The sequence below is a fragment of the Azospirillum largimobile genome (assembly GCF_977007025.2).
This window is the reverse complement of sequence record NZ_CDRMUA020000005.1, coordinates 411881-438467: the sequence shown is the minus strand read 5'-3', so window position 1 is coordinate 438467 and position 26587 is coordinate 411881. Positions and strand designations below refer to the sequence as shown.

Annotated in this window: 26 protein-coding genes; 15 read left to right on the top strand and 11 right to left on the bottom strand. The window is 68.2% G+C overall.

The genetic code is table 11. The features are described from left to right. Positions 1-22 precede the first annotated feature (22 nt). Together ACWPKK_RS26760 and rimO are read right to left on the bottom strand one after the other, a co-directional pair. On the bottom strand, positions 23-370 hold the full coding sequence (locus ACWPKK_RS26760) for an HNH endonuclease (RefSeq protein ID WP_452010498.1): 348 nt from the start codon (positions 368-370) through the stop codon (positions 23-25). 21 nt (positions 371-391) lie between these two features. After that, positions 392-1711, bottom strand: coding sequence for a 30S ribosomal protein S12 methylthiotransferase RimO (gene rimO, locus ACWPKK_RS26755; RefSeq protein WP_452010777.1), 1320 nt, complete (start codon positions 1709-1711; stop codon positions 392-394). Between the two features lie 492 nt (positions 1712-2203). On the opposite strand from rimO, the gene ACWPKK_RS26750 reads away from it, so the two are divergent. After that, a complete protein-coding gene (locus ACWPKK_RS26750; protein ID WP_149227146.1) occupies positions 2204-2656 on the top strand; it encodes a MarR family winged helix-turn-helix transcriptional regulator in 453 nt (150 codons plus the stop codon). Between the two features lie 82 nt (positions 2657-2738). Here ACWPKK_RS26750 and ACWPKK_RS26745 read toward each other — a convergent pair whose 3' ends face one another. From ACWPKK_RS26745 to ACWPKK_RS26720, 6 genes are all read right to left on the bottom strand, one after another. Continuing rightward, positions 2739-3722, bottom strand: coding sequence for a DUF1624 domain-containing protein (locus tag ACWPKK_RS26745; RefSeq protein WP_452010496.1), 984 nt, complete (start codon positions 3720-3722; stop codon positions 2739-2741). After that, on the bottom strand, positions 3719-4612 hold the full coding sequence (locus ACWPKK_RS26740; protein ID WP_452010493.1) for a hypothetical protein: 894 nt from the start codon (positions 4610-4612) through the stop codon (positions 3719-3721). The genes ACWPKK_RS26745 and ACWPKK_RS26740 overlap by 4 nt, the downstream gene beginning before the upstream one ends. A 33-nt stretch (positions 4613-4645) precedes the next feature. After that, a complete protein-coding gene (locus ACWPKK_RS26735; RefSeq protein ID WP_452010490.1) occupies positions 4646-5530 on the bottom strand; it encodes an alpha/beta fold hydrolase in 885 nt (294 codons plus the stop codon). A 134-nt stretch (positions 5531-5664) separates the two neighbouring features. Then, positions 5665-6279 carry a hypothetical protein gene (locus tag ACWPKK_RS26730; protein WP_452010489.1) on the bottom strand — a complete coding sequence of 205 codons (615 nt, stop codon included), beginning with the start codon at positions 6277-6279 and terminating at the stop codon, positions 5665-5667. Between the two features lie 97 nt (positions 6280-6376). After that, positions 6377-6604 carry a hypothetical protein gene (locus ACWPKK_RS26725; RefSeq protein WP_324870862.1) on the bottom strand — a complete coding sequence of 76 codons (228 nt, stop codon included), beginning with the start codon at positions 6602-6604 and terminating at the stop codon, positions 6377-6379. 210 nt (positions 6605-6814) lie between these two features. After that, complete coding sequence (locus tag ACWPKK_RS26720; RefSeq protein ID WP_452010485.1) at positions 6815-7807, bottom strand: LysR family transcriptional regulator; 993 nt, start codon at positions 7805-7807, stop codon at positions 6815-6817. A gap of 166 nt (positions 7808-7973) precedes the next feature. Between ACWPKK_RS26720 and ACWPKK_RS26715 the strand changes: the two genes are divergently transcribed. After that, on the top strand, positions 7974-9146 hold the full coding sequence (locus tag ACWPKK_RS26715; protein WP_452010483.1) for a mandelate racemase/muconate lactonizing enzyme family protein: 1173 nt from the start codon (positions 7974-7976) through the stop codon (positions 9144-9146). 565 nt (positions 9147-9711) lie between these two features. Next, entirely contained in the window at positions 9712-10266 is a 555-nt protein-coding gene (locus ACWPKK_RS26710; protein WP_452010480.1) for a carbonic anhydrase, read from the top strand. A gap of 67 nt (positions 10267-10333) precedes the next feature. Here the strand turns inward: ACWPKK_RS26710 and nadC are convergent, their stop codons facing one another. From nadC to nadA, 3 genes are all read right to left on the bottom strand, one after another. Continuing rightward, positions 10334-11167 (bottom strand): carboxylating nicotinate-nucleotide diphosphorylase, encoded by an 834-nt coding sequence (gene nadC / locus ACWPKK_RS26705; protein ID WP_452010478.1) that lies wholly within the window; start codon positions 11165-11167, stop codon positions 10334-10336. Then, positions 11152-12786 carry an L-aspartate oxidase gene (locus ACWPKK_RS26700; protein WP_452010475.1) on the bottom strand — a complete coding sequence of 545 codons (1635 nt, stop codon included), beginning with the start codon at positions 12784-12786 and terminating at the stop codon, positions 11152-11154. Before ACWPKK_RS26700 ends, nadC begins: the two co-directional genes overlap by 16 nt. Before the next feature lie 208 nt (positions 12787-12994). Then, a complete protein-coding gene (gene nadA / locus ACWPKK_RS26695) occupies positions 12995-14044 on the bottom strand; it encodes a quinolinate synthase NadA (protein WP_452010473.1) in 1050 nt (349 codons plus the stop codon). A gap of 180 nt (positions 14045-14224) precedes the next feature. On the opposite strand from nadA, the gene ACWPKK_RS26690 reads away from it, so the two are divergent. The 12 genes from ACWPKK_RS26690 to ACWPKK_RS26635 all read left to right on the top strand — a co-directional run bounded on the left by ACWPKK_RS26690 (position 14225) and on the right by ACWPKK_RS26635 (position 26573). Next, the gene (locus ACWPKK_RS26690) at positions 14225-14401 is read left to right on the top strand and encodes a hypothetical protein (RefSeq protein ID WP_324870869.1); all 177 of its coding nucleotides are present in this window, start codon (positions 14225-14227) and stop codon (positions 14399-14401) included. 137 nt (positions 14402-14538) lie between these two features. Continuing rightward, a complete protein-coding gene (locus ACWPKK_RS26685; RefSeq protein WP_452010470.1) occupies positions 14539-15147 on the top strand; it encodes a TorD/DmsD family molecular chaperone in 609 nt (202 codons plus the stop codon). After that, positions 15144-15353: a twin-arginine translocation signal domain-containing protein gene (locus ACWPKK_RS26680; protein WP_014189537.1), complete on the top strand. Its 210-nt coding sequence runs from the start codon at positions 15144-15146 to the stop codon at positions 15351-15353. Before ACWPKK_RS26685 ends, ACWPKK_RS26680 begins: the two co-directional genes overlap by 4 nt. 19 nt (positions 15354-15372) lie before the next feature. Continuing rightward, positions 15373-18279: a formate dehydrogenase subunit alpha gene (locus ACWPKK_RS26675; protein WP_452010467.1), complete on the top strand. Its 2907-nt coding sequence runs from the start codon at positions 15373-15375 to the stop codon at positions 18277-18279. A 29-nt stretch (positions 18280-18308) separates the two neighbouring features. Next, a complete protein-coding gene (gene fdh3B, locus ACWPKK_RS26670) occupies positions 18309-18944 on the top strand; it encodes a formate dehydrogenase FDH3 subunit beta (protein WP_014189539.1) in 636 nt (211 codons plus the stop codon). Positions 18945-19104: 160 nt separating this feature from the next. Continuing rightward, positions 19105-20103 carry a formate dehydrogenase subunit gamma gene (locus ACWPKK_RS26665; protein ID WP_452010464.1) on the top strand — a complete coding sequence of 333 codons (999 nt, stop codon included), beginning with the start codon at positions 19105-19107 and terminating at the stop codon, positions 20101-20103. A gap of 201 nt (positions 20104-20304) precedes the next feature. After that, positions 20305-21825: an aldehyde dehydrogenase gene (gene adh, locus ACWPKK_RS26660; RefSeq protein WP_452010461.1), complete on the top strand. Its 1521-nt coding sequence runs from the start codon at positions 20305-20307 to the stop codon at positions 21823-21825. A 92-nt stretch (positions 21826-21917) separates the two neighbouring features. Next, positions 21918-22313 (top strand): DUF779 domain-containing protein, encoded by a 396-nt coding sequence (locus ACWPKK_RS26655; RefSeq protein ID WP_452010459.1) that lies wholly within the window; start codon positions 21918-21920, stop codon positions 22311-22313. A gap of 156 nt (positions 22314-22469) precedes the next feature. Then, complete coding sequence (gene nosP, locus ACWPKK_RS26650; RefSeq protein ID WP_452010457.1) at positions 22470-23642, top strand: nitric oxide-sensing protein NosP; 1173 nt, start codon at positions 22470-22472, stop codon at positions 23640-23642. Positions 23643-23645: 3 nt separating this feature from the next. After that, entirely contained in the window at positions 23646-25484 is a 1839-nt protein-coding gene (locus ACWPKK_RS26645; RefSeq protein WP_452010455.1) for a NahK/ErcS family hybrid sensor histidine kinase/response regulator, read from the top strand. Between the two features lie 55 nt (positions 25485-25539). Further along, on the top strand, positions 25540-26259 hold the full coding sequence (locus ACWPKK_RS26640; RefSeq protein ID WP_452010452.1) for an endonuclease III domain-containing protein: 720 nt from the start codon (positions 25540-25542) through the stop codon (positions 26257-26259). Between the two features lie 128 nt (positions 26260-26387). Further along, positions 26388-26573 (top strand): hypothetical protein, encoded by a 186-nt coding sequence (locus tag ACWPKK_RS26635; protein WP_452010449.1) that lies wholly within the window; start codon positions 26388-26390, stop codon positions 26571-26573. The last annotated feature ends 14 nt before the right edge of the window (positions 26574-26587 follow it).

Sequence of the window (26587 nt, the reverse complement as noted above, 5' to 3'; positions counted from 1 at the left end):
CCCATCAACCGGATCGGGCGCCTTACCGTTCCCGCGCGATCGCCTGAGCCACCGCCATCCACCGCTCCTCCTCGTCGGCCCCTTCATCCCCGTCGCGCAGCGCACGCAAGGGGGGCCAGACGCCGAGCCGGCTGGAGCGGCGCAGCGCGAAGAAGCGGTCGAGCTCCTCGTCGGTCGGCAGGCGGTCGCCCTTGCGCTGGTTGCAGCGGCGATGCGCCAGCACGACGTTGGCCGGATCGTCGATCCCGCCATAGGCCTGGGGGATCAGGTGGTCGAAAGTCGCCTTCGCCCCCACCGGCCCGTCGCAGAAGAAGCAGCGCCCGCCCTGCTGGACGTCCATCAGTTCGGCATCGTCCGGCGTGACGGGCATGGCGCTCTTCCTATAAAGGCGTTACAGGTCGCGCTCGACGCTGCCCCACAGGTCGTACTCGTCGGCATGCTCGATGGTGACGTCGACCATGTCGCCGGGCTTCAACCCGGTCTCGCCGTTCAGGAAGACATTGCCGTCGATTTCCGGCGCGTCGGCGTAGGAGCGGCCGATGGCCCCGTCCTCGTCGACCTCGTCGATCAGCACGCCCAGCGTCCAGCCCACCTTCTGCTGGAGCCGTTCGGCGCTGATCGCCTTCTGCGTCTCCATGAAGCGCTCCCAGCGCTCCTGCTTAACCTCTTCCGGGACGGCGCCGGGCAGGTCGTTGGCGGTGGCGCCCTCCACCGGCTCGTACTTGAAGCAGCCGACGCGGTCGAGCTGGGCCTCCTTCAGCCAGTCCAGCATGAACTGGAAGTCCTCCTCCGTCTCGCCGGGGAAGCCGGTGATGAAGGTGGAGCGCAGGACCAGATGCGGGCACTCGTCGCGCCACTTGCGGATGCGGTCCAGCTGCTTTTCCTGGGCGGCCGGGCGGCGCATCGCCTTCAGCACGGTGGGCGAGGCATGCTGGAACGGGATGTCGAGATAGGGGAGGATCTTGCCCTCCGCCATCAGCGGGATGACCTCGTCCACATGCGGGTAGGGGTAGACGTAGTGCAGGCGGACCCACAGGTCGAAGTTCGCCAGCTCGTTGCACAGGTCGAAGAAGCGGGTGCGGACCTCGCGGTCGTACCATTTCTCCGTCTTGTACTTCACGTCGACGCCGTAGGCGCTGGTGTCCTGGGAGATGACCAGCAGTTCCTTGACGCCGGCGACCGCCAGCTTTTCCGCTTCGCGCAGGACCGAATGGATCGGCCGGCTGACCAGATCGCCGCGCAGGGACGGGATGATGCAGAAGCTGCAGCGGTTGTTGCAGCCTTCGGAAATCTTCAGGTACGCGTAGTGGCGCGGGGTCAGCCGCAGCCCTTCCGGCGGCAGCAGGTCGGTGAAGGGGTTGTGCGTCGGCGGCACCGCCTCGTGCACCGCGGTGACCACCTGTTCATACTGGTGGGGACCGGTGACGGCCAGCACGTCGGGGTGGATCTGCCGGATCAGGTCCGATTCCACGCCCATGCAGCCGGTGACGATGACCCGCCCGTTTTCCTTGATCGCCTCGCCGATGGCGTCCAGCGATTCCTTCTTGGCGCTGTCCAGGAAACCGCAGGTGTTGACCAGCACGACGTCGGCGCCGTCGTAGCTGGGGGAGATCTCGTACCCCTCCGCGCGCAGGCGCGTCAGGATGCGCTCTGAATCGACGAGCGCCTTCGGGCAGCCGAGGCTGACGATGCCGACCTTCGGGGCGCCCATGGTCTGAGCGGCGGCCGGCGATGCGGACTTCGGAACGGGGGATGTGGTCATCGCGCGCGTATACCGCCGAATCGAAGATTACGCCAGTGAAACATGGCGACGAAGCGAGTTAGCATGGCCGATATGCCGATTTTGCCTGTGTTTCACAAGGGTTTCCAACAGCCGAGCCTTAGCCGGGACCCCTGCGCCGATGCGACAATTCGCAACAAACGAGCGAAGTGTTCACGGTTCCGTTTTCAGTTCAGTCGCGCTACAGTATGTGACGATCTCATGATCGACGTGGCTGCCGCCTTTCAGCGATAGCCGCCTGCCTCTTTGTATGGCCATCGTATAGCCACTAAACTTTATAGAGTGGAAAAAATGGACTTCGCAAAAGTGCGCGGCGTTGCTGCGGGACGGATGTCGGTGCGGAAGAACGGTGCGCTGGATCGCACTCCAATCGGTTCTCCCATTGGAGCGGGTTCGATCGGAACCGGACCCATGGGAGCCGGAATGGATATCGCCCACTCGGATCACACCGGCGGCGCGTCGCCGCAGGCCATTGCCGACGTGATGCTGCAGATCGCCCACATCGCGGACAGCCTGGGCTATACCCACGGGCTGAAGCCGTCGCAGTGGACGGCGTTGCGCTATTTCGCCGGCGCCAACAACAGCCAGCGCACCGTGTCGGCCTTCGCCGACTTCCATGCCACCACGCGCGGCGCCGCCTCGCAGATGGTGGAAGTGCTGGTGGGCAAGGAACTGCTGGTCCGCGTTCCGGTTCCGGAGGATCGCCGCGTAACCCAGCTGCATCCGACGCCCAAGGCGCTGGAACTGCTGCGCCACGATCCGCTCAACGACTTCGCAGGCGTCATCGACACCCTGCCGCCCGAGGACCAGTACCGTCTGGCCGAGACGCTGACCAGCCTGCTTCGCGGCCTGTTGGAAAAGCGGCAGTCAGTCTGATCGGTTCGGTCTGATCGGTTCGGTCTGATCGCTTCGGTCCGATCGGTTCGGGGGGCGGCCAGCCACCCGGCCGCACCCTTTCTCAGGGCTTCCGGCAGACGGCAACCGCGTCTTCGAGCCCGCGCTGCTCCCGCTCGCTCAGGCGATTGGCGACGAAACCTTCCCATAGCCCCTTCCGCGCCAGTTCCGACTGCACGCACCGGCAGTTGGCAGTGCAGGTCGCCGACGCGACGCCGGCGCGCTCGCAGTTCGCCACGCAGGCGGCTTGGAAATCGCGCACCGCCGGCGCCTCCACCGGCAGCATCTGTGCTGCCGCCCAAGCGATGCCAAACAGAACCGGCTGGTGCAGCAGATAGACCGCAAGACTGTGCCGTCCGGCCAGCGCCAGCGTTCGTCCGGCAGCACCGCTCACCGCCACGCCCTCGCCCATCCCCGGCCAAAGCCGTGCCAGCCCGATTCCCGTCAGCACGGCACCGATCCAGGGCAGGACCGGCACGAAGTCGTTGGAATCCGGCGCCACACTGGTCAGCCCGATCCAGCGCAGCCATGGGCTGTCGAACGCGGGGAAGGACAGCGAGGTGCCGGCCAGCACCGCCGCCGCAGCCGCCGTCAGGGTCAGTGCCGCCGGCAGGCGGACGAAGGCGAGGCCGACGATGCTCGCCAGCACGATGTGGTGCAGCACGCCGAAGAAGATCGGGCTGTCGGGGAACAGCGCGTAGGATGCCGCCGAAACCGCCGCCGCCCCGGCCACCACCCGCCCCAGCCGGCGCAGGAAGCGTCCGGTATCGAGCCCGTCGCGGGTCGCCAGCACCAGCCCGACGCCGGCCAGCAGCAGGAAGCTCGACAGGATCACGGTGCGGGCGGCGAGCCAGAGCGGGTCGCCCAGCAGATCGAAGCGGGCGAGCCCGAAATAGGTCGCGTCCCAACTGGCGTGATAAAGCGCCATGGCGACCAGCGCCACCCCGCGCGCGACATCGATCGCCGGGCGGCGCGATCCGCCCACTTTCGATCCGTCTGCCGTGCCCGGAGTTGAACCATCCGCCGGCACACCGTCGACTGCACTCATGATCCCGTCATCCCCACGCCGAAAATCCATCCTTCCTGCCGTCGCGCCACCTCGTCCAGTTCCGGCGGCGTCCAGGCCCGCGGGATGGCGGCGAACCGGCGCAGGCCGGCGGCCGAGACGAGCGCGTCGCTGTCATGGTCGCTGATGATGCCGGTCCGTTCCAGCGGACGCGAGCCCAGCCGGTGAAGTGCCTCGTCCAACTCGGCGGCGTCGCGGATCTTGCGCTGGCCGAAGCCGGTGTGTTTCAGGAACAGGCGCGGGTAGATCTCCACCATCACGCTGCCGTCCGGCGCCGGGTCCTCGAAGGGCCAGACTGCCAGCCGTCCGGGCAATGCCGCGCGCAGGGCGCGCAGCACACGCATGCCGGCCAGCGCGCCCTTGCCGACCTGACGCGAGCCGATCAGCTTGTAGGGGCTCTGCGGATAGCCGAGCCCGTCGGCGCGGCAGGCCCATTCGGTCGCCCGGTGCGGGTCCTCGTACCAGTCCGGCTGCGGGCCGCCATGCCAGAAGCCGGCGCCATGCAGCGGATGGACGGCGAAAGGGCCGCCGCCGAAATCGGGTTCGCCGGCACAGACCTCTTCCACCGCGTCCCACAGGTCGAAGACGGTGGCTTCCCGGCCGGGAAAGCCGCGCGCCGCCACCGCGAAGGGCAGGGAGAAGGCGCAGTCGATGCCGACCAATGCCGGCTCTCGCACCAGTTCCGTTCGCAGCCAGTCGAACAGAGCCGTCCGCGACCACCAGCCGCCGGGGCCGTCCACCAGACCGGGCGCCGCATCGCCGTTCCGGCACTCCGCCACCGCGATGCCGGCATAGCGCTTGCCACGGGCGCCGGACCAGTCGATGGCGATGAAGCGGGGGAAGGCCGGTATTGCCGATGAACCAGCCATCATGCCGGCCATCATGCCGGACACCGGTCGTGCCGGTCAGGGGGCAGGGACGCGTTCCGCCGTTGCCGCTTCCCGGCCTCGGCCATCCGCCGGAACGTCGGAGTGGAGAAAGTCGGCCAACAACCGGTTGACCGCTTCGGGTTCCTCATGCTGCACCCAGTGGGAAGCCTGCGTCAGGTGACTAACCTGCACTGTATCGCACAGAGCCGCAGCCTCCTCCGCCAAACTTCGATCCAGGAAAGCGTCGCGGTCGCCCCAGACGATCAGCGTCGGCGCCCGGACGCGCACCGTCGGCAGGGGCGGGCGCAGCCGCAGGGCGCGATACCAGTTGATCATCCCCGTCGGCGCGCCGGGCTGCTGCCAGGCCTGCCGATAGCCGGCGAGATCGTCGCGGCTGAAGGTGCCGGGGCGGCTGGAGGCCAGCAGCGACCGTTCCGCCATGCGGAAGCCGTTGGCGCGCATCAGCCGCTCCGGCAGGCCGGGCAGCTGGAAGAAGCCGACATACCAGCTTTTCAGCATCTGTCCGGGGTGCCGCATCATGTGGCTGCGCAGCGTCGCCGGATGGGGAGCATTGAGGATGGCCAGCCGCTCGATCCGGTCGGGATGGGTCAGCGCCAGCCACCATGCCACGATCCCGCCCCAGTCATGGCCGACGACGGAAAAGCGCGAACGCCCGGCATCGTCGGCGAGGCGCAGGATATCCTCCGCCAGCCGGTCGATGCGGTAATCGGCGATCCGTGGCGGCTTGTCGCTGAGATTGTAGCCGCGCTGGTCCGGCACCAACACGCGGAAACCGGCGTCGGCCAGCGGCCCGACCTGTCGGCGCCAGGACCGGCTGTATTCGGGAAACCCATGCAGCAGAATCACCAGGGGACCGTTGTCGGGACCTGCCGTGGTGCAGTGCAGCCGAACCTGGGCCATCGTAGCTTTCCCCCGTCGTTGAAGCCTCCCGAACCGGGACTTCAAACAGGAGGCGGAGCGATCCGTCGCGACCTGATTGCCGCGGCAGTCATCATCACAAGAGGGGATTGTCCGACGGAAGGGGGCGGAAGCGCTCAGACGGTGACGGAGACGAGGCCGCCCGGCGATCCGCTATAGCCGCCGGCCGCCGCGGCGGGCGTGAAGCCGGCGGAAACGCCTGTCGAGACGCTTGAGGAAACCGCCGCTCCGCTGCTGCCGGTGGCGCTGGCGAAGGACACGCCCGGGGATGTGCCGCCCGCTCCGCTCCCGGCAATGCCTCGCGTCGTTGCGGAGCCTGCCCCCGATGCAGTCCTGGCCGACCCGTCGGTGGAACCGGCAGCCGTATCCGCCTTGCCGCCGCTTGCCGCCTGCGTCCCGGCGGATTTCCTCTGGTCGTCCTGCGCAAGACGGTCGGCGGCGCGGCGATATTCCTCGACGACGCGCTGGGACGGGATCTGGTCCTGGGTTTCGCCGGTATCGAAGTCGCGGAAATATAGCACCGCGACCCGCGCACCCTGATCGTAGCGCAGATAGGGGCTGATATAGCCGGGTCCGGAGGACTTCCCCGCTTCCCCTCCGGTGGCGGTGCCGCCGGTCTGGGTGGGGGTGGGCTGGGTAGAGCCGGCCGAAGGGGCGGCGACGCCGGCCTCCGTCGGCTGGAAGGCCGTCGGGCGGACTGCCGTCGTGCTGGAAACGCCACGGATCTCCATCGGTGCCTCCCGCGTCTGTTGTCCGCTGACTGGAGGGGGCCGTTGCCGGGCGCCCCGTTTCACTCCCCTGCCGTTCCGGCCGTGCGACAGGTGCCGATCAGACCGTGATGTTCAGGTTCTGGCCGCGGGTCGGGGTGGTGTTGCCGCCGGAACCGGCCTGGACGTTCTGCGCCTCCTGCTGGCGGCGGGTGCGTTCGTCCTGGTCTTCCTGTGCGGATTCGACCGGCGAGGTGGACCGCTGCGCCGCGGCCGGACCGCTGCTGAGCGGGGTGACGTAGGGCTGCTGCTGATAGCCGCCGATACCGCCGATGCTGCTCACGCCCATGATGGTTCCTCCGGTCGCTGGTGCGACGCTTCTTGGACCAGCCGGCGAACAGGTCTTTGCTCCGGCCATCCGGCCGGGGGCGTCGGGGCCCGGCTGCACCCCAAACTAGGCAAATTTTGCCTGATCGAAAGGGTTAGCGCCAGCGAAATCGACTCGTTGGACGATCATCGGTGGGAATGTCAACGAACAAAGTGCCTTAGGAGGCGAACATCACAACTCTTTTTCCATAGGGTGTTCCAGCCCGGCAACCGCGATTCCGGGATCCGGCGGCGACTCGGCATTGCGCCACAGCGCGGCCTCCACCGCCAGGGTCCAGAAGCTTTCCGCCGCCTTGCTCTGGCGCGCGCGCGGACGGACCAGCCGGATCTGCACCGGCACGGTCCAGCGCGTGTCGGCGGCAGGAACGCCTGCCCGAACCAGGGTTCCGCGGGCCAGATCCTCGGCGATCAGGCTTTCCGGCAGCCATGCCACCCCGCGCCCGTCACGCGCCAGCGTGCGCAGAACCGCCGCGAGGTGAGAGGTGAAGACGGTGTCGAGCGCGCCGGGCAGCGGTTGCACTGCCCGCACCGCCTCCAGGATGCGGCCCATGCCGGATTCCCGGCTGTAGGACAGGTGGGGCAGCGCCGTGGTTTCGCCATCGGACAGCAGATGGCGGGGCCGCCCGCCGGCATCCGGGGCGGTCACCGCCAGCAGCCGGTCGCTGCCGACGACGATGGAGCGGAAGGATTCCGCGTCGAGACGGCCGGCCGCCGCCGGGTGGGCATGGCACAGCAGGAACTGCGCCTGGCCTGCCAGCATCAGCCGCTCGCAGGCCTCCATGCTGTCCGACGACAGGGTGATGGCGCCAAGACGTGCGCGGGCTTCCAGCGCCCGCAGCCAGGAGGGGAAGAAGGTCAGCGACAGCGCGTGCGTCGCGGCGAAGCGCAGGGTCGCGGCCTCAGACTGGGCGGCGAGCCGCGCCTCCTCGCGCCCCTGCAGCAGGCGGCGCACCGTCTCGTCGGCGAAGGGGCGGAAGCGGCGTCCGGCCTCGGTCAAGGTCACCGGCTGGCCGCTGCGGTCGAACAGCGGGGTGCCGGCCCAATCCTCCAGCGCGCGGATGCGGCGGCTGAAGGCCGGCTGGGTCAGGTGGCGCGCGTCGGCGGCGCGGGAGAAGTTGCCGCAATCCACCAGCGCCAGGAAATCGTCGAGCCAGGAGAGTTCCATCGCCCAATCTTCGTCACGGAATCTTCATCGCGTCCGGCGGGCCGGCGTTCCGCCACCCTATGCCGAACCCGCATGATGCGTTCCGGCCTTGGCATTGGCCCGGCGCCCCGCACCATCCCTACAGTGCCGGCACGAAACGCGCCACCACGCTGCAAGGGGAACCGCCATGCGCATCGTCGAAATCCGCGAGCAGACCGCCGGCATCAAGTCCGACATCGCCAACGCCTTCATCGATTTCAGCCAGATGACCTGCAGCGTGGTGGCGGTCGTCACCGACGTGGTGCGCGACGGCAAGCCGGTGATCGGCTACGGATTCAACTCCAACGGCCGCTATGCCGCGGGCGGGCTGCTGCGCGAACGGTTCATTCCTCGGCTGATGAGCGCCGCCCCCGACAGCCTGCTGGACGACACCGGCGAAAACCTGGACCCGTTCCGCATCTGGGCGCGGCTGATGACCAACGAGAAGCCGGGCGGCCATGGCGAGCGGTCCGTCGCCGTCGGCACCATCGACATGGCGGTCTGGGATGCCGTGGCGAAGATCGCCGGCGTTCCGCTCTACCGCCTGCTGGCCGACCGCTTCCGCGGCGGGGTGGCCGACGACAGCGTGTGGGTCTATGCGGCCGGCGGCTACTACTATCCCGGCAAGGATGTGACGGCGCTGCAGGACGAGATGCGCAGCTACCGCGACCGCGGCTACAAGGTCGTGAAGATGAAGATCGGCGGCGCCCCGCTGGAGGAGGATCTGCGCCGGATCGACGCGGTGCTGGAGGTCGTGGGATCGGGCGAGAACCTGTGCGTCGACGCCAACGGCCGCTTCGACCTCGACACCGCCATCGCGTATGCGGAGGCGCTGAAGCCCTACGGCCTGTTCTGGTACGAGGAGGCCGGCGATCCGCTGGACTATGCGCTGCAGGCCGAACTCGCCAACCATTACGACCGCCCGATGGCGACGGGCGAGAACCTGTTCTCGCACCAGGACGCCCGCAACCTGATCCGCCACGGCGGCATGCGCTCCGACCGCGACTGGCTGCAGTTCGACTGTGCGCTCAGCTATGGGCTGGTGGAGTATATGCGCACGCTGGACATGCTGAAGGAGAACGGCTGGTCGAGCCGCCGGGTGGTGCCGCATGGCGGGCACCAGATGTCGCTGAACATTGCCGCCGGCCTGCATCTGGGCGGCAACGAATCCTATCCCGACGTCTTCAAGCCCTTCTGCGGTTTCGCCGACGGCATCGCCGTGGAGGACGGCCGGGTGCGCCTGCCCGACCTGCCCGGCATCGGGTTCGAGGCCAAGTCGGAGCTGTTCGCGACCATGAGCGGCCTGCTGGAAACCCGATAAAATTGATCGGATATAGACTCCAAACCTGTCCGTATGGGAGACGGAGCACAGGCGACCGAATCGGCCATTGACCCAGCGCCATGCTGTGTCAATCTATTGGTGGTCGCAACGTTTCAGAAAGGAGGTGATCCAATGTCTCATGGAGCCAGTCCGGTTGTCGCCGCATTGTTCGGTCTCGCCGCACTCCTGACGGCGGGGATCGCCAACGCGGAGTGTTCGTCCAGCCATAGCGCGAGCGCGTCGCCGCCGCCGGCCTCCGGCACCGTCGGATCGGTCGGAACCCCGGCGCCCAGCAGCACGCGCGGCGGGTGATCGCCGGACGCTGACGACCAGGAACGTCCATGCTTTGGAACGGGCCGCCCCTCACCGGGCGGCCCGTTTCTTTTGTGCCGTTGAAGGGCGCGATTTCATGGTTGTGGGGCGAGCTTTCCGAAAAATGCCACAGAGATGAATAATTATTGCTTTTCCGCTTGGTGGAAGCCCCTATATTGAAATTTTTACTATTTGCCTGCCACCATCACGCGTGAAACCCCCGATATGGGTTCGGGGCGTGTTGGAGGGCACAATGGATCATTCGACCGGTCATCACCATGGCTGCTGCCAGGGCGAACACAGCTCGCGCCGCGGGTTCCTGAAGCTGGCGACGTTGGGTGCCGGCGTGACCCTGATGGCGCCGATGATGATGAGCCGCCCGGCCCGCGCCGGCAGCGTCGACACGCTTCTGCTGTCCTGCATGGATTATCGCCTGATGGGGCATGTCGCCGGCTACATGAACGCCCGCAACATGCAGGCGAATTACGACCACGTCATTCTGGCCGGCGCCAGCCTGGGCGCCCTGACCGACAAGAAGCCGGCCTGGGGCGAGGCTTTCTGGGACCATGTCGCGGTCGCCAAGGAACTGCACCACATCAAGCGCGTGATCGTCATGGATCACCGCGACTGCGGCGCCTACAAGGTCTTCCTCGGCATGGACGTTGCGTCCGACCCCGCCAAGGAGACCGCGGTGCACGGCCAGTACCTGACCAAGCTGAAGGCGATGGTCAAGGAGCGCCATCCCGACCTCGAGGTCGAACTGCTTCTGATGGGCCTTGACGGCACGGTCGAGAAGCTGGCGGCGTAAGGGAATGCACCTGGGAGCATCTCCCTCTCCCCGGGGGGGGAGAGGGGATCTCTTCCAGGTCTCACACTCACATATCCAGCCCCAAATCCAGGTTCGGGGCGCTGTGGGTCAGCCAGCCGCAGCTGATCATGTCGACGCCGGTCTCGGCGATGGCGCGGACGGTGGCGAGCGTGACGTTGCCCGATGCCTCGGTCAGCAGCCGGCCGTCCACCATCCGCACGGCGCGGCGCAGCGTGTCCGGGTCCATGTTGTCGAGCAGGACGACATCGACCGGCAGGCCCAGCAGTTCGTCCAACTGGTCGAGCGTGTCGACCTCCACCTCCACCTTCACCATGTGGCCGATGGCGGCGCGGACGCGCTCCACGGCCTGACGCACGCCGCCGGCGACCGCGATGTGGTTGTCCTTGATCAGAACCGCGTCATCCAGCCCGAAGCGGTGGTTGAAGCCGCCGCCCAGCTTCACCGCATGCTTTTCCAGAACGCGCAGGCCCGGGGTGGTCTTGCGGGTGCAGACGATGCGGGCATTGGTCCCCTCCACCTCGCGCACCAATGCGCGGGTGGCGGTGGCGATGCCGGACAGGCGGCCCATCAGGTTCAGCGCCGTGCGCTCCGCCGTCAGCAGGGCGCGGGCCTTGCCGGTCAGGGTGGCGATGGTGCCGCCGGGCGCCACGTCGTCGCCGTCGGCGCGCTCCACCGTCACCGAGATGGCGGGGTCGAGCAGGCGGAAGGCGATCAGCGCCGCGTCCAGCCCGGCGACGCGGCCGTCCTTGCGGGCGGCGATGCGGGCGGTCGCCACCGTATCGGCCGGGATGATGCTGTCGGTGGTGATGTCGCCGGCCCGGCCCAGATCCTCGGCCAGGGCGGCGCGGACGATGGGCTCGACGGTCAGAGGATGCAGCATGCGGCGTCTCCGGGCAGGGGACCGGCGGTGCCGGCCAGATCGCTGAGGGTCAGGGAGTGGCGGTTGGAGGCGGGATTCGGCAGGGGATGGTCGCTGCGGCAATGGGCACCGCGGCTTTCCTCCCGCGCCAGGGCGGCATGGACGACCAGCCGGCCGACCAGCAGCCGGTTGCGCGCCTCGCCCCACTGGCGGACGACCTCGGGCGGAGCCACGTCGCCGTCCTCGCAGCGCAACGTGTCCAGCGCCGTTGCCAGCCGGTCGAGCTTGCGCCGGGCGGCCAGCAGCCCAAGCCCGTCGCGGACCAGCCCGGCGCCTTCGTAGAGCGCCGTCCGCGCCTCCGCTCCGATGGCGTCGAGCAGGGCATGGCCGACATCGGCGGCGACCGCCGGGGGACGGGGCAGGGCGAAGGGCGGCAGCGGCGCCAGCGGCCGTTCCGCCACGTCGCGGGCGACACGGGCGCCGAACACCAGGGCTTCAAGCAGGGAATTGCTCGCCAGCCGGTTGGCGCCGTGGACGCCGGTGCAGGCGACCTCGCCGCAGGCCCACAGCCCCTCCAGGCTGGTGCGCCCGCCGGCGTCGGTGACCACCCCGCCCATGTGGTAGTGGGCGGCGGGCGCCACCGGCATCGGCTCCGCGAACGGGTCGAGACCATGCTCGGCGCAGAGCGCCAGCACGGTGGGAAAGCCGTCCGGCTTGGCGGCCAGCACCGGGCGCAGGTCGAGGAACACCGGCTCCCCCGCCGCGACGCGTCTGCCGATGGCGCGGGCGACCACGTCGCGCGGCGCCAGTTCCGCCAGCGGATGCTCGTCGGGCATGAAGCGGCGGCCCTTGCTGTCGAGCAGGAGGGCACCCGCACCGCGCAGGGCTTCGGTCAGCAGCGGCACCGGGTCGGCATCGACGGCGAGCGCCGTGGGGTGGAACTGCACGAATTCCAGGTCGGCCAGCCGGGCGCCGGCCCGCGCGGCGATGGCCAGCCCGTCGCCGGTCGCCTCCGCCGGGTTGGTGGTGCGGGCGAAGGCGGCGCCGATGCCGCCGGTCGCCAGGATCACGCGGGGCGCACGGTGCAGGACCCAACCCTCCGGATGGCAGGCCAGCAGGCCGCAGACCCGGCCGTTGCGGAGGACGAGATCGACGGCGAAGGCATCGGTCTCCACCCGGATCGAAGGGGTGGCGTGCAGGCGCTCGGCCAGGGCGGTGACCAGCGTGCGGCCGGTGGCGTCGCCCCCGGCATGAATGATGCGCGCCGCGCCATGGGCGGCCTCGCGGCCCAGCAGCGGCGAGCCGTCCGGCGCACGGTCGAAGGGCAGGCCGTCGTCCAGCAGGCGGCGGACCAAGGCGGCGCCGTCACGGGTCAGCAGGGCCGCCATCGCGGCGTCGACCAGCCCGGCCCCGGCGGAGACGGTGTCGGCGGCATGGTCCTCCGGCCGGTCGCCGGGGCCGACGGCGGCGGCGACGCCACCCTGTGCGTAAAGGCTGGAACCGCCGGGAAGGCCGGCGGTCTTGGTGATGAGCGTGACGGCGCGGGGGGCGAGTTGCAGCGCCGCGGTCATCCCGGCAAGGCCGGAGCCTACGACGATCACCTCGGCATCGCGGACATCGTAAGGCGTGCTGGAGGTCATGGGAGGACTCCTCGACGCAACGCGGACAAGTCCCTTCTCCCCCCTGGGGAGAAGGTTAGGATGAGGGGGTTCGGCGAAGCCGAAGAGACCCTCGAAGCGGATGCCCCCACCCCGACCCTCCCCCGCTCTCAGTGGACCTACGGTCCGCCTGTCGCGTCAGCACAAAGCAAAGCTTTGTGCGAGAGCTGGGCGGGGGAGGGGGATTGTTTTACTTCGGCTTTACCGCCAGCATCCGTTCCACGGAGCGGCGGGCGCGGGCGGCGAGCGCGTCCGGAATCTCGACCCGCGGTTCCAGGGTCTGCAGCGACTCCAGGATGCTCGACAGCGTCACCGTCTTCATGTGCGGGCAGAGGTTGCAGGGGCGCACGAACTCCGTCTCCGGCGACGCGGCGGCGACGTTGTCGCTCATCGAGCATTCGGTAACCATCAGCACCCGCGGCGGCTTCTCCGCGCCGACGAAGTCGATCATGCGGGCGGTGGAGCCGACGAAATCGGCCGCTTGCAGCACGTCGGGCGGGCATTCGGGGTGGGCGATCACGGTCAGCCGGTCGAAACGGCGGCGGAACTCGTCGATTTCCGCGCCGGTGAAGCGCTCGTGCACCTCGCAATGACCCTTCCAGGCGATGATCTCGACCTTGGTCTGGGTCGCGACGTATTTCGCCAGATACTCGTCGGGCAGGAAGATCACCCGGTCGACGCCCAGCGATTCGACCACCTCCACCGCATTGCCCGACGTGCAGCAGATGTCGACCTCCGCCTTCACCTCGGCCGAGGTGTTGACGTAGGCGACCACCGGAACGCCGGGATGCGCCTCGCGCAGCAAGCGGACATCGGCGGCGGTGATGCTGTCGGCCAGCGAGCAGCCGGCGTTGCGGCTGGGGATCAGCACCGTCTTGGCCGGGTTCAGCAGCTTCGCCGTCTCCGCCATGAAATGCACGCCGGCCAGCACGATCACGTCGGCGTCGGTCTGGGTCGCCTTGGCGGCCAGTGCCAGGCTGTCGCCGACGATGTTGGCCACGCCGTGGAAGATCTCCGGCGTCTGGTAGTTGTGCGCGAGGATGACGGCGTTGCGTTCCCGCTTCAGCTCGTTGATGGCGTGGACCAGCGGCGCGTGGAAGGGCCACTCGATGGCCGGCACGACACGCTTCATCCGGTCGTAGATCGGCGCGGTCGCCGCGGCGACGGCGGGGGTGTAGGCGAGTTCGGCGACCTCGGGCATCTGGCTGCTCCGCTGTATGCTCGTTCTGAGCAAAACCATATGTACTCTCTTAGAGCATATCAAGCGGAAAAGAGAACGCGGAAACATTCCGGTTCCCGCGGTGTTGTGCCCGGGTTGGGGGGAAGCCCGGATGCGGCCTCGCTCATCCGGGAGTTCGCTCATCCGGGAGTTCGCTCATCCGGGAGTTCGCTCAGTCGGGCGTTGTTTGGAGAACCGTCGATGAAAGCCTTCCTCGCCGCGCTCTGCGCCATCGTGGTCCTGGCCGCGGGCACTTGGGCAGTCCTGCCGACCCTGTTCGCCCGAACCGCCGACGAGACCTTCGCCTCCGTCGGCGCGCGGGTGGGGGAAGAGGCGTCCGTCGAGCACCGCAACTTCTCCGGCCGTCCGCAGAAGTGATGCCGCGGGTGGGAAAAGGATGACACCGGCCGGGTAACCTCGACCGGATAAGGCAACCTTTGCCCCCGCGGACCGTTATCCCAGTCTGGGCCAGCCATGGCCTTCGCGATTTGTCGGGAGCGGCTTGCGGGAGTGCGATGACGGTTCATGATCCGGAAAGCGGCGCGGACGGCCTGCGCGCCGACGTCTACCGGCTGCTGGCACTGGCGCTGGCGGCTCCGCCCTCCGCCGACCTGCTGGGATTGCTTGGCGACCTCACGGGCGACGCCACCGCGATCGGCCATGCCTTCGACGACCTCGCGTCCCGCGCCCGCGCCACCAGCCCGCAGGAGGCGGAGCGGGAGTTCAACGCGCTGTTCATCGGCGTCGTCCAGGGCGAGCTGGTCCCCTATGCCTCCTATTACCGCACCGGCTTCCTGACCGACCGGCCGCTGTCGGCCTTGCGCGCCGACCTGCAGGCGCTGGGGTTGGAGCGCGCGCCCGACGTGTCGGAGCCGGAGGACCACATCGCCGCGCTCTGCGACGTGATGGCCGTGCTGATCCGCGAAGGGGCCGATCCGGCCGTGCAGCGGCACATGCTGGACAGCCATCTGACGCCCTGGGCCGGGCGATTCTTCCAGGATTTGGAAACGGCTGAGGCCGCCGCCCTCTATCGCCCGGTCGGCGCCATCGGCCGCCTGTTCCTGGAGATCGAAGACGAAGCGCTGGCCAGACATCCTGGCCAGCTGGAGGGAGCCGACGCATGAAGACGCCGCCAGAACCCGCGCGCAATCCCCTGCAGCGCCGCGACATCCTGAAGACGCTCGGCCTGGGCGCGGCCGGGGCTGCCGCGGCCACCGTGCTGCCCGGTGGCGAGGAAGCGCAGGCCATGGAATCGCCGCAGGAGCAGGTGAAGGCCCGCTACCGCGAAACCGAACACGTCAAGCGCTTCTACGCGCTGAACCGCCTCTAGAGTGGCCGGGAGAGTTCCAATGCTGGTCAAACGGTCCTCAGCGAAAGCGGCGCGCGGCAAGAGCTCCGGTCTGTTCGGGGCGCTGGCCGACAGCCTGGAATCGGGCGTCAGCCGCCGCGGCTTCCTGCGCCGGTCCGGCCTTGCCGCGGGCGGCATCGCCGCCGTCGGCGCGCTGCCGGGCGCGATGATCCGCAAGGCGGAGGCGGGTCCCATCCTGCCGAACATCGAGGTGGTGACGCGCAAGAACGTCTGCACCCACTGTTCGGTCGGCTGCACCGTGATCGCGGAGGTGCAGAACGGCGTCTGGGTCGGGCAGGAGCCGGGCTGGGAAAGCCCGATCAACCAGGGCACCCACTGCGCCAAGGGTGCATCGGTGCGCGAGCTGACCAAGGGCACCCGGCGGGTCAAATATCCCCTCAAGCTGGTCGACGGCGTGTGGCAGCGCATCAGCTGGGACCAAGCGATCGAGGAGATCGGCAACCAGCTGGCGGACATCCGGCAGGCGTCGGGGCCGGACGCCGTGTTCTGGCTGGGCTCCGCCAAGTTCTCCAATGAAGGCGCCTATCTCTACCGCAAGCTGGCGGCCTTCTGGGGGACCAACAACGTCGACCATCAGGCGCGCATCTGCCATTCCACCACGGTCGCCGGCGTGGCGAACACGTGGGGCTACGGCGCCATGACCAACAGCTACAACGACATCCAGAACTCCAAGGCGCTGCTGATCGTCGGCGGCAACCCGGCGGAGGCGCATCCGGTCTCGATGCAGCACATGCTGCGCGGCAAGGAGCACAACCGCGCCCCCTTCATCGTCATCGACCCGCGCTTCACCCGCACCGCCGCGCACGCCACCGAATATGTCCGCATCCGCCCCGGCACCGACATCCCGATCGCCTGGGGCCTGCTGTGGCACATCTTCGAGAATGGCTGGGAGGACAAGGAATACATCCGCCAGCGCGTCTACGGCATGGACGAGATCCGCGCCGAGGTGAAGAAGTGGACGCCTGAGGAGGTGGAGCGGGTGACCGGCGTTCCCGGTGCCCAGCTGCGCCGGGTGGCGGAGGTGATTGCGAAAAGCAAGCCCAGCACCGTCATCTGGTGCATGGGCGTCACCCAGCACACGGTGGGCACCGCCAACGTCCGCGCGCTGTCGATCCTGCAGCTGGCGCTGGGCAACATCGGCGTGGCCGGCGGCGGCGCCAACATCTACCGCGGCCACTGCAACGTGCAGGGCGCCACCGACTTCGGCCTCGATGTCAGCACGCTGCCGGCCTATTACGGGCTGGCCGAAGGGGCGTGGAAGCATTTCGCCCGCGCCTGGGACGTCGAGTACGACTATCTGAAAAGCCGATTCGGCTCCAAGGAGCTGATGGAGGCCAAGGGCATCCCGACCACGCGCTGGTTCGATGCGGTGCTGGCCAAGCCGGGCGAGATCGACCAGCCCAGCCCCCTGCGCGCCATGATGTGCTTCGGCCATGGCGGCAACACCGTCACCCGCATGCCGGAGATGGTGAAGGGGCTGGAGAAGCTCAGCCTTCTGGTCATCGCCGACCCGCACCCGACCACCTTCGCCGCCATCAAGGAGCGGCGCAACGGCACCTACATCCTGCCGGCCTGCACCCAGTTCGAGACCGACGGGTCGCGCACCTGCTCCAACCGCTCGATGCAGTGGGGCGAGAGGGTGGTGGAGCCGATCTTCGAATCGAAGGACGACTACACCATCATCTACCTGCTGGCCCGCAAGCTGGGCTTCGCCGACGAGATGTTCAAGCACATCACGGTGGAGAACACGCGTCCGGTGCCGGAGGATATCCTGCGCGAGATGAACCGCAGCTGCCTGTCCATCGGCGCCACCGGCCAGTCGCCGGAACGGCTGAAGATGCACATGAAGCATCAGGCCGATTTCGACAAGATCACCATGCGGGCCGCCTCCGGCCCCTGTGCCGGCGACTATTACGGCCTGCCCTGGCCCAGCTGGGGCCATCCGGAGATCAGGCATCCGGGATCGGCGGTGCTCTACGACACCTCCAAGCATGTGATGGACGGCGGCGGCGTCTTCCGCGCCCGCTTCGGGGTGGAGCGCAACGGCGTCTCGCTGCTGGCCGACGGCTCCTATTCCAAGGGGTCGGAGATCGAGGACGGCTATCCCGAATTCACCATGGCCGTGCTGAAGAAGCTGGGCTGGGACAAGGATCTGACGCCGGAGGAGATGCGCGTCATCCAGGCCATCGGCGGAGCCGAAGTGGACAATGTCAGCTGGCAGACCGACCTGTCGATGGGCATCATCCGCGTCGCGCTGAAGCATGGCTGCGTGCCGCACGGCAACGCCAAGGCCCGCGCCGTCGCCTGGAACCTGCCCGACCCGGTGCCGATCCACCGCGAGCCGATCTATTCCCCGCGCCCCGATCTGGTGAAGGCCTTCCCCGCCGTCGAGGACCGCCGCGATTTCCGTCTGGTCCAGCTTGCCCGCTCGCTGCAGTTCAAGGTGGCCGACAGCGACCTGCGCCAGCGCTTCCCCATGGTGCTGACCTCCGGCCGGCTGGTGGAATACGAGGGCGGCGGCGAGGAGACGCGCTCCAACGTCTGGCTTGCCGAGTTGCAGCAGTCGATGTTCGTGGAGATCAACACCAAGGACGCCGAAAGGCTGGGCATCAAGGACGGGTCCTGGGTCTGGGTCTATGGGCCGGAGGACGGCAGCAAGGCCAAGGTGAAGGCGCTGGTGACGGAGCGCGTCGGCGGCGGCACGGTGTTCATGCCCTTCCACTTCTCCGGCTTCTGGCAGGGCGAGTCCTTGCGCAGCAACTACCCGCCCAACACCGACCCCATCGTGCTGGGCGAACCGGTCAACGGGGTGACGACCTACGGCTACGACCCCGTCACCTTCATGCAGGAAACCAAGGTCACCCTCTGCCGGGTCGAGCCGGCGTGAGCGGAACGCGACAGGGAAGCAGGTAGAACATGGCCCGGATGAAGTTCCTGTGCGACGCCGAACGCTGCATCGAGTGCAACGCCTGCGTCACCGCCTGCAAGAACGAGCATGAGGTCCCCTGGGGCATCAACCGCCGCCGGCTGGTCACGCTGAACGACGGCAAGCCGGGCGAGCGGTCGATCTCCATGGCCTGCATGCACTGCAACGACCCGCCCTGCGCCGCGGTGTGCCCGGTCGACTGCTTCCTGCAGACCGCGGACGGGGTGGTGCTGCACAGCAAGGACCTGTGCATCGGCTGCGGCTATTGCTTCTACGCCTGCCCGTTCGGTGCGCCGCAATTCCCACGCACCACCGATTTCGGCAGCCGCGGCAAGATGGACAAATGCACCTTCTGCGCCGGCGGCCCCGAGGCCGACAACAGCGTGGAGGAGTACCAGAAATACGGCTCCAACCGCTTGGCGGAAGGCAAGCTGCCCTTGTGCGCGGAGATGTGCTCCACCCGCGCGCTGATGGGCGGCGACGGTGCGGTGCTGGCCGACATTTATCAGGAACGTTCGCTGCGCCGCGGCTACGGCTCGGGCGCGCCGGGCTGGTCCACCGCCTACGGCCGCAACGACCGCGGCTCCCCCTTCGCGCCCGGCGGGCCGGGTACGGGAGGGGCGTGAGCGTCGGCTGACGATACCCCCCACCCTGACCCTCCCCCGCTGGGCGGGGGAGGGGATTGGACTTTTGTCGGCGTTCGGCGGCAGTCCCTCCCCCGCCCAGCGGGGGAGGTTAGGTGGGGGCAAGTGAAGCAAGAAGTCGCCTAACCGGGAGACCCAACCCATGCGCCCAACTCTGCGCCCCCTGCACGCCCTGCTGCTGATCGTCCTGCTCGCCGCTCCGACTTTCGCACAAGCGCAGCTCTATCAGGCGCCCGGCCCCAACTCGCCCACCACCAAGGAGCAGGTGCCGCTCTACGTCCCGCAGGACGACAAGCTGATCGGCCGCGTCAGCATTCCGGACGAGAAGCTGGCGGTGCTGGTCCAGCCGGAAGGGCGGGAATGGCGGGAATGGCGCAGCCACACGCTGCGGCTGGCGATCGGCGGGCTGGCCATCGGCATGACGGCCGTGCTGACGATCTTCTTCCTCTATCGCGGCACCATCCGCATCCATGGCGGAAAGGCGGGCCGGCTGGTCCTGCGCTTCAATTGGGTGGACCGCTTCGCCCATTGGACGACGGCGGTCAGTTTCCTGGCGATGGCGCTGACCGGCGTGGTCCTCACCTTCGGCCGGACGCTGCTGATCCCGCTGATCGGCCATCAGGCCTTCACGCCGCTGGCGGAATATTCCAAGTCGATCCACAACTTCGTCAGCGTGCCCTTCGTCGTCGGGCTGCTGATGATCGTGGCGCTCTGGATGCGCGACAACATTCCCGAAAAGTCGGACTGGCAATGGATCAAGACCGGCGGCGGCCTTTTTTCCAAGGCCGGCGGCCACCATCCGGAAGCCGGGCGCTTCAACGCCGGACAGAAGGGGGTGTTCTGGGGCATCGTGCTGGGCGGGATCGGCATGGCGGTCACCGGCTACCTGCTGATGGTGCCCTTCGCCTTCACCGGGATCGGCGGCATGCAGATCATGCACGTCATCCACGGGCTGCTGGCGGCCGTGCTGATCGCGGTGGTGATCGGCCATATCTACATCGGCACCATCGGCATGGAAGGCGCCTTCGACGCAATGGGCAGCGGCGATGTCGACGAGGCCTGGGCCATCGAGCATCACCGCCGCTGGTATCAGGAGCAGCTGCGCAAGGGCTATGTCGAGGGCCGTCATCCCGCCGAGTGAACGGCCGCCGAGTGAGCGGCCGCCCGGCGGGCGGCGGTCCCGAGGGTGGCGGGATCGGGTGGTGAACGAACAATCCCTCCACCCGATCTTCTCCTTCCATAGTACAATTTACCCTCCACCTCCCAGAGTGGCTGAATGGCGCAGACAAACGCGCTGGACCGGGGACCTGTCCGGTTCGCCACACTGAGAGGAACGGCCCAAATGCTCCACCAGGCTCTCGACACGCTCCAGAAGCAGATCGCGCTCCGCCCCCGCTACGACAACTTTATCGGCGGCCAGTGGGTGGCTCCGGTGGACGGCCAATACTTCACCAACCTGACTCCGATTACCGGCAAGCCGCTGTGCGAGGTCGCCCGTTCCCAGGCCGCCGACGTGGAACTGGCGCTCGACGCCGCCCACAAGGCCAAGGACGCCTGGGGCCGCACCTCGCCGACCGAGCGCTCGAACACCCTGCTGAAGATCGCCGACCGCATGGAAGAGCGGCTGGAGGTCATCGCGCTGGCCGAGACGCTGGACAACGGCAAGCCGATCCGCGAGACCCGCGCCGCCGACGTTCCGCTGGCCATCGACCACTTCCGCTACTACGCCGGCTGCATCCGCGCCCAGGAAGGCTCGATCGCCGAGATCGACCACACCACCTACGCCTACCACTTCCATGAGCCGCTGGGCGTCGTCGGCCAGATCATCCCCTGGAACTTCCCGCTGCTGATGGCCGCCTGGAAGCTGGCCCCGGCGCTGGCCGCCGGCAACTGCATCGTGCTGAAGCCGGCCGAGCAGACCCCGATGGCGATCATGGTCCTGATGGACATCATCGGCGACCTGCTGCCGCCCGGCGTCGTCAACGTCGTCAACGGCTTCGGCATCGAGGCGGGCAAGCCGCTCGCCACCAGCAAGCGCATCGCCAAGATCGCCTTCACCGGCGAGACCTCGACCGGCCGCCTGATCCTGCAATACGCCTCGGAGAACATCATCCCGTCGACCGTCGAGCTGGGCGGCAAGTCGCCGAACATCTTCTTCGAAGACGTGATGGCCGCCGACGACGAGTTCCTGGACAAGGCGCTGGAAGGCTTCGCGATGTTCGCGCTGAACCAGGGCGAGGTCTGCACCTGCCCGAGCCGCGTCCTGATCCAGAAGTCGATCTACGACCGCTTCATCAAGCTGGCGGTGGAGCGCGTCGCCAAGATCACCCAGGGCCATCCGCTGGACGGCGCCACCATGATCGGCGCCCAGGCCTCGCAGGAGCAGCTGGAGAAGATCCTCTCCTACATCGAGATCGGCAAGGCCGAAGGCGCCAAGGTCCTGCTCGGCGGCGAGCGTTCCCATCTGGGCGGCGAGCTGGAGGGCGGCTATTTCGTCCAGCCGACCATCCTGGAAGGCCACAACAAGATGCGCATCTTCCAGGAGGAGATCTTCGGCCCGGTCGTCGCCGTGACCACCTTCGAGATCGAGGAAGAGGCGCTGGCCATCGCCAACGACAGCGAGTTCGGCCTGGGCGCCGGCGTGTGGAGCCGTGACGGCAACCGCGCCTTCCGCATGGGCCGCGGCATCCAGGCCGGCCGCGTGTGGACCAACTGCTACCACCTGTATCCGGCGCACGCCGCCTTCGGTGGCTACAAGAAGTCCGGCATCGGCCGCGAGACGCACAAGATGATGCTCGACCACTACCAGCAGACCAAGAACCTGCTGGTCAGCTACAGCCCGAAAGCGCTCGGCTTCTTCTGAGCCCCGCTCCTCCCTATCGGGCAAACCTGGGCCGGGGGCGCGTCCCCCGGCCTTTTTTCTTTCCCCGCGTGGTTTCGTGATAAAGGACCACCATGCCAGCCGCCCCCACGCCCACGGACCGCGTCATCGCCACCCCCGAAGCCGTTGCCCTGCTGGACCGCCTGTCGGCCAAGCACGGCTCGCTGATGCTGCACCTGTCGGGCGGCTGCTGCGACGGGTCGGCGCCGCTCTGCCTGCCGCTGGGGGAGTTCCGCCTGGGCGAGCGCGACCTTTGTCTCGGCATCATCGCCGGTGCGCCCTTCTGCATGGGCGACGATACCTTCCAATGGTGGCGCAACACCCAGGTCATCCTGGACGTTATCCAGGCGCGCGGCGGCGGCTTCTCGATCGAGGCGCCGGACGGCGTGCGCTTCACCGCCAAGGCCCGCCTGTTCACGGATGAGGAATTGGCGGGACTTTCCGATCCGCGGCCTGCAAACACTCTCTGACAGACCATCACCGGGGAGCCATCCTCCACCATGTCCTCCTTCACCGGCCCGCGGATTGGCCTTGCCCGCCGCCATCCCTGGAGTACCCTTGCCGGATCGCATCCGCGGACGGAGCGGGAGGTGCAGGGGGAAGCCATGTCCGCACGGGAGACTTCCGTGAGAGGGCCGGCGAGGACGGCAACCGGCGACGGCATGCCGCGCGCCGTCACCCATGCCGAACGTCCCGACGAGGCGGCAAGGGAGCTGCGAGCCGGGCTGGGCGACGTGGCGCTGGAACTGGTGCTCGTCTTCTGCGCGCCCAGTTACGACCGCCATGCCCTGGCCGACGCGCTGGCGGCGGAGTTCGGCATGGTGCCGGTCATCGGCTGTACCACGGCGGGAGAGATCGGCCCCGGCGGCTACACCACCAACGCGGTGGTGGCGGTGGGCTTCCCGAGCGAGGATTTCTGCGTCGTCACGGCGCTGGTCGACCATGTCGACCGTTTCGAGATCGCCGACAGCACGGCCATCGCCCGCTCCCTGCTGTCCCGCCGCGACCGCGCCATGGCCTCGCGGCCGGTGCCGCTGGGCGAGGATGCCCGCAGCTTCGCCATGCTGCTGATCGACGGCTTGTCGATGAGCGAGGAGACGGTGGTCAGCGCACTGCACAACGCGCTGATCGACATCCCGCTGTTCGGTGCGTCGGCGGGCGACGACCTGCATTTCGAACGCACCTTCGTCCTCCATGAGGGTGCCTTCCACCCCAACGCGGCGGTGGTGGCGCTGTTCACCACAAACCGCCCCTTCACCGTCTTCCGCACCCAGCATTTCGTCAGTTCCGACCGCAAGATGGTGGTCACCGGCGCCGATCCGCAGCACCGCATCGTCCACGAGATCAATGCCGAACCGGCCGGACGCGAATACGCCCGGCTGGTCGGGCTGGAGGGGGAGCCGCTGACCCCGATGATCTTCGCCTCGCATCCGGTCGTGGTGCGGGTCGGCGGCCAATACCATGTCCGCTCGATCCAGAAGGTGAACGACGACGAAAGCCTGACCTTCTTCTGCGCCATCGACGAGGGCATCGTCCTGACCGTGGCGGAGGGGGTCGATCCGGTGTCCAACTTCGACGGGCTGATCGAGGGCATCGAGGCGGAGGTCGGCGCGCCCGACCTGATCCTCGGCTGCGACTGCATCCTGCGCCGGCTGGAGATGGAGCAGCGGCAATTGAACGCGGTGATGTCGGAACGGTTGGCCCGTCACCGGGTTGTCGGATTCTGCGCCTATGGCGAACAGGTGAACGGCATGCACGTCAACCAGACCTTCACGGGCGTCGCCATCGGAGGGCGCTAAGCCATGGCCGGCATCCCCACCCGCGGCCTGACCGCCGGGACGATCGATCCCGCCGACCGCATCGCCGAGCTGGAGCGCGAGAACGCCAAGCTCCAGCGCATCAACAAGGTGCTGATGGACCGCGTCGAGCGGTCGATGGACTTCCAGGGCGGCGCCTTCTCGCTGTTCCAGACCGCCATCGTGCTGGAGCAGAAGATCCGCGAACGCACGCTGGAGCTGGAACGCGCCCTGCACAAGCTGGAGGACAGCAACCGCGACCTCGCCCGCGCCAAGGAACTGGCGGACACCATGCGCACCCGCCTGTTCGAGGCGATCGAGTCGGTGAACGAGGGGTTCGCCCTGTTCGACTCCGCCGACCGGCTGGTGCTGTGCAACCGCAAATACCTGTCCTACTGGCCCTCGGTGGCGGGCCGCATCCAGGCCGGCATCCGCTTCAACGATCTGGTCGCCATGGTCGCCGGCGCCGGCGCGGTCAGCGAGCCGCCGCCCGATGTCTGGCTGCGCGAGCGGATGGAGCACCGCCACGACCTGAAGGGCGTCTTCCTGAACCGGCTGTCGGACGGCCGCTGGATACAGGTGAACGAGCGGCGGACCCGCGACGGCGGCATCGTCGGCGTCTACACCGACATCACCGTCATCAAGCGGGAGGAGGAGCGGCGGCGGGAGTCCGAACAGGCGGAGAAATCCGCGCTGATGATGCTGAACGACCAGCTTCAGCAGGCGAAATCCCAAGCTGACCAGGCCAATTTGTCGAAGACCCGCTTCATCGCCGCCGCCAGCCACGACCTGCTGCAGCCGCTGAACGCCGCCCGCCTGTTCGTCTCGGCACTGGCCGACCTTGAGCAGCCGGCCGGCAACATCGAACTGGTGGAGAACATCGACGTCGCGCTGGCGTCGGTGGAGGATCTGCTGTCGGCGCTGCTCGACATCTCCAAGCTTGACGCCGGGGCGGTGACGCCGGAGGTCACCGATTTCCCGCTGCGCGGCATCCTGGCGCCGCTCGCCACCGAATATGCCGCGGTGGCGGCGGAGCGCGGCATCGACCTCAAGGTGGTGGCTTCGGGAGCGGTGGTGCGCAGCGACATGCGGCTGCTGCGCCGGATCGTGCAGAATTTCCTGTCGAACGCGCTCCGCTATGTCCAGGGCGGCCGGGTGGTGGTCGGCTGCCGCCGGACCGGCGACGGCATCCGGATCGAGGTGTGGGACAACGGTCCCGGCATTCCGCGCGACAAGATCACTGAGATTTTCCAGGAGTTCCGCCGCCTCGACACCCCCGTCACCAAGGGGCGCGACCGCGGCATGGGGCTTGGCCTCGCCATCGTGGACCGCGTCGCCCGCATGCTGGGCCACCCCATCACCGTGCGGTCGGAGCCGGGCCGCGGTTCTGTCTTCGCCGTCACCGTGCCGCGCGGCACCGAGCGCCGCGCCGTGCGCCCGGCCAGCATCGCCGCCCGGCCGATGACCAACCGGCTGGCCGGAACCTCCGTCCTGGTGCTGGACAACGAGCCGGCCGTGGTGGCGGGGATGGAGGCGCTGCTGCGCGGCTGGGCCTGCGACGTGGTGTCGGCCACCAACGGCGACGAGGCGCTGGCGCTGCTGTCCGGCATGCCGCAGCCGCCGGACCTACTGATCGCCGACTATCACCTCGACGACGGCGCGCTCGGCGTCAACGAGGTGGCGCGGCTGCGCGCCGCCTGCGGCCGCATCCTGCCCGCGGTGATCGTTACCGCCAACCGCACGCCGGAACTGGCGGACGAGGCCAAGGCGGCCGGTTGTCTGGTGCTGAACAAGCCGGTGAAGCCGGCGCAGCTGCGCGCGGTGATGTCCGGGCTGGTGGGCTGAGCGGAAGCCGATGATTTACCGGTAACGCCTTACCGGTTCGGCTGTTGTCGGTTCCATGACCGACCCGGCTGCGTTGCGCGACAAGGCGCTCGAAATCCACCGGCTGCTGTGCACCGTCTATGGCTGCCCGGTCGCCTATTTCCACAGCCTCGACCCGCTGAGCGAGCTGGTGTCGTCGCTGCTGTCGCACCGCACCCGGAATGCCGCCTCGGGTGCCGCCTTCAAGGCGCTGCGGCGGCGCTGGCCCGACTGGGAATCGGTGCGCGACGCGCCCGTCGCGGAGGTCGAGGCGACGATTGCCGGCGTCACTTGGCCGGAGCAGAAGGCGCCGCGCATCCAGGCCATCCTGCGCCGGATCACCGAGCGGGTCGGCAGCCTGTCGCTCGACCTGCTGTCCGGCATGCCGGTGCCCGAGGCCCGCGCGTGGCTGGAGGAACTGCCGGGGGTGGGGCCGAAGACCAGCGCGGCGGTGCTCAGCTTCTCCACCCTGCGGCAGGCGGCGCTGCCGGTGGACAGCCACCACCACCGCGTCGCCGTGCGCACCGGCCTGATCCCCGCCAACGTCGCCGTCGGCCCCTCCCACGCGGTGTTGTCGGCGCAACTGCCGGAGGATTGGGACGCCCAGCAAGTCTACGACAACCACGAGGTCATGATGCTGCACGGCCAGCGCTGCTGCTACTATCAGGCGCCGGCCTGCGACCGCTGCGTGCTGCTGCGCCTGTGCCCAACCGGTCAGGCGCTCCGCCCGTCGGAGGATGAGCGGGAGAGGGCTTGAACATGCGTTTTGTGCATTGCAACACGCAGCCATTCCCAGAATGCAGGGCCATTCACCATCACCTGGGCCATATAAGACTGTGAGGGCGACGAAGACGTCGCTCCGGTTCGCACAAGACGAGGCCTGAGGTGATTCACAAGATTTTGGACGCGATCGACACAATCGTCGCGGAAAAGCGGGAAAATGGGCAGCTTGAGGAATGGCTCAAGAGCGGTGCCGCCCGGCGGTTCTGCGAGAAGATTTCGTCCGAGCGCAAGCACTACTACCCCGCCCTGCTCCTGTACTTGGAGCGCAATGGCGAGCAGCACGTATGACGGCATATGGGTAA

Coding starts and splice junctions, on each gene's coding strand:
- ACWPKK_RS26715 (WP_452010483.1), top strand. CDS start 7,974: ATGCGCATCGTCGAAATCCGCGAGCAGACCGCCGGCATCAAGTCCGAC.
- fdh3B (WP_014189539.1), top strand. CDS start 18,309: ATGGCCCGGATGAAGTTCCTGTGCGACGCCGAACGCTGCATCGAGTGC.
- rimO (WP_452010777.1), bottom strand. CDS start 1,711: ATGGGCGCCCCGAAGGTCGGCATCGTCAGCCTCGGCTGCCCGAAGGCG.
- ACWPKK_RS26665 (WP_452010464.1), top strand. CDS start 19,105: ATGCGCCCAACTCTGCGCCCCCTGCACGCCCTGCTGCTGATCGTCCTG.
- ACWPKK_RS26720 (WP_452010485.1), bottom strand. CDS start 7,807: ATGGAACTCTCCTGGCTCGACGATTTCCTGGCGCTGGTGGATTGCGGC.
- ACWPKK_RS26760 (WP_452010498.1), bottom strand. CDS start 370: ATGCCCGTCACGCCGGACGATGCCGAACTGATGGACGTCCAGCAGGGC.
- ACWPKK_RS26655 (WP_452010459.1), top strand. CDS start 21,918: ATGCCAGCCGCCCCCACGCCCACGGACCGCGTCATCGCCACCCCCGAA.
- ACWPKK_RS26745 (WP_452010496.1), bottom strand. CDS start 3,722: ATGAGTGCAGTCGACGGTGTGCCGGCGGATGGTTCAACTCCGGGCACG.
- ACWPKK_RS26675 (WP_452010467.1), top strand. CDS start 15,373: ATGCTGGTCAAACGGTCCTCAGCGAAAGCGGCGCGCGGCAAGAGCTCC.
- ACWPKK_RS26730 (WP_452010489.1), bottom strand. CDS start 6,279: ATGGAGATCCGTGGCGTTTCCAGCACGACGGCAGTCCGCCCGACGGCC.
- ACWPKK_RS26645 (WP_452010455.1), top strand. CDS start 23,646: ATGGCCGGCATCCCCACCCGCGGCCTGACCGCCGGGACGATCGATCCC.
- nadA (WP_452010473.1), bottom strand. CDS start 14,044: ATGGTTTTGCTCAGAACGAGCATACAGCGGAGCAGCCAGATGCCCGAG.
- ACWPKK_RS26690 (WP_324870869.1), top strand. CDS start 14,225: ATGAAAGCCTTCCTCGCCGCGCTCTGCGCCATCGTGGTCCTGGCCGCG.
- ACWPKK_RS26725 (WP_324870862.1), bottom strand. CDS start 6,604: ATGGGCGTGAGCAGCATCGGCGGTATCGGCGGCTATCAGCAGCAGCCC.
- ACWPKK_RS26710 (WP_452010480.1), top strand. CDS start 9,712: ATGGATCATTCGACCGGTCATCACCATGGCTGCTGCCAGGGCGAACAC.
- ACWPKK_RS26740 (WP_452010493.1), bottom strand. CDS start 4,612: ATGATGGCTGGTTCATCGGCAATACCGGCCTTCCCCCGCTTCATCGCC.
- ACWPKK_RS26680 (WP_014189537.1), top strand. CDS start 15,144: ATGAAGACGCCGCCAGAACCCGCGCGCAATCCCCTGCAGCGCCGCGAC.
- ACWPKK_RS26640 (WP_452010452.1), top strand. CDS start 25,540: ATGACCGACCCGGCTGCGTTGCGCGACAAGGCGCTCGAAATCCACCGG.
- ACWPKK_RS26735 (WP_452010490.1), bottom strand. CDS start 5,530: ATGGCCCAGGTTCGGCTGCACTGCACCACGGCAGGTCCCGACAACGGT.
- nadC (WP_452010478.1), bottom strand. CDS start 11,167: ATGCTGCATCCTCTGACCGTCGAGCCCATCGTCCGCGCCGCCCTGGCC.
- ACWPKK_RS26700 (WP_452010475.1), bottom strand. CDS start 12,786: ATGACCTCCAGCACGCCTTACGATGTCCGCGATGCCGAGGTGATCGTC.
- adh (WP_452010461.1), top strand. CDS start 20,305: ATGCTCCACCAGGCTCTCGACACGCTCCAGAAGCAGATCGCGCTCCGC.
- ACWPKK_RS26750 (WP_149227146.1), top strand. CDS start 2,204: ATGGATATCGCCCACTCGGATCACACCGGCGGCGCGTCGCCGCAGGCC.
- ACWPKK_RS26685 (WP_452010470.1), top strand. CDS start 14,539: ATGACGGTTCATGATCCGGAAAGCGGCGCGGACGGCCTGCGCGCCGAC.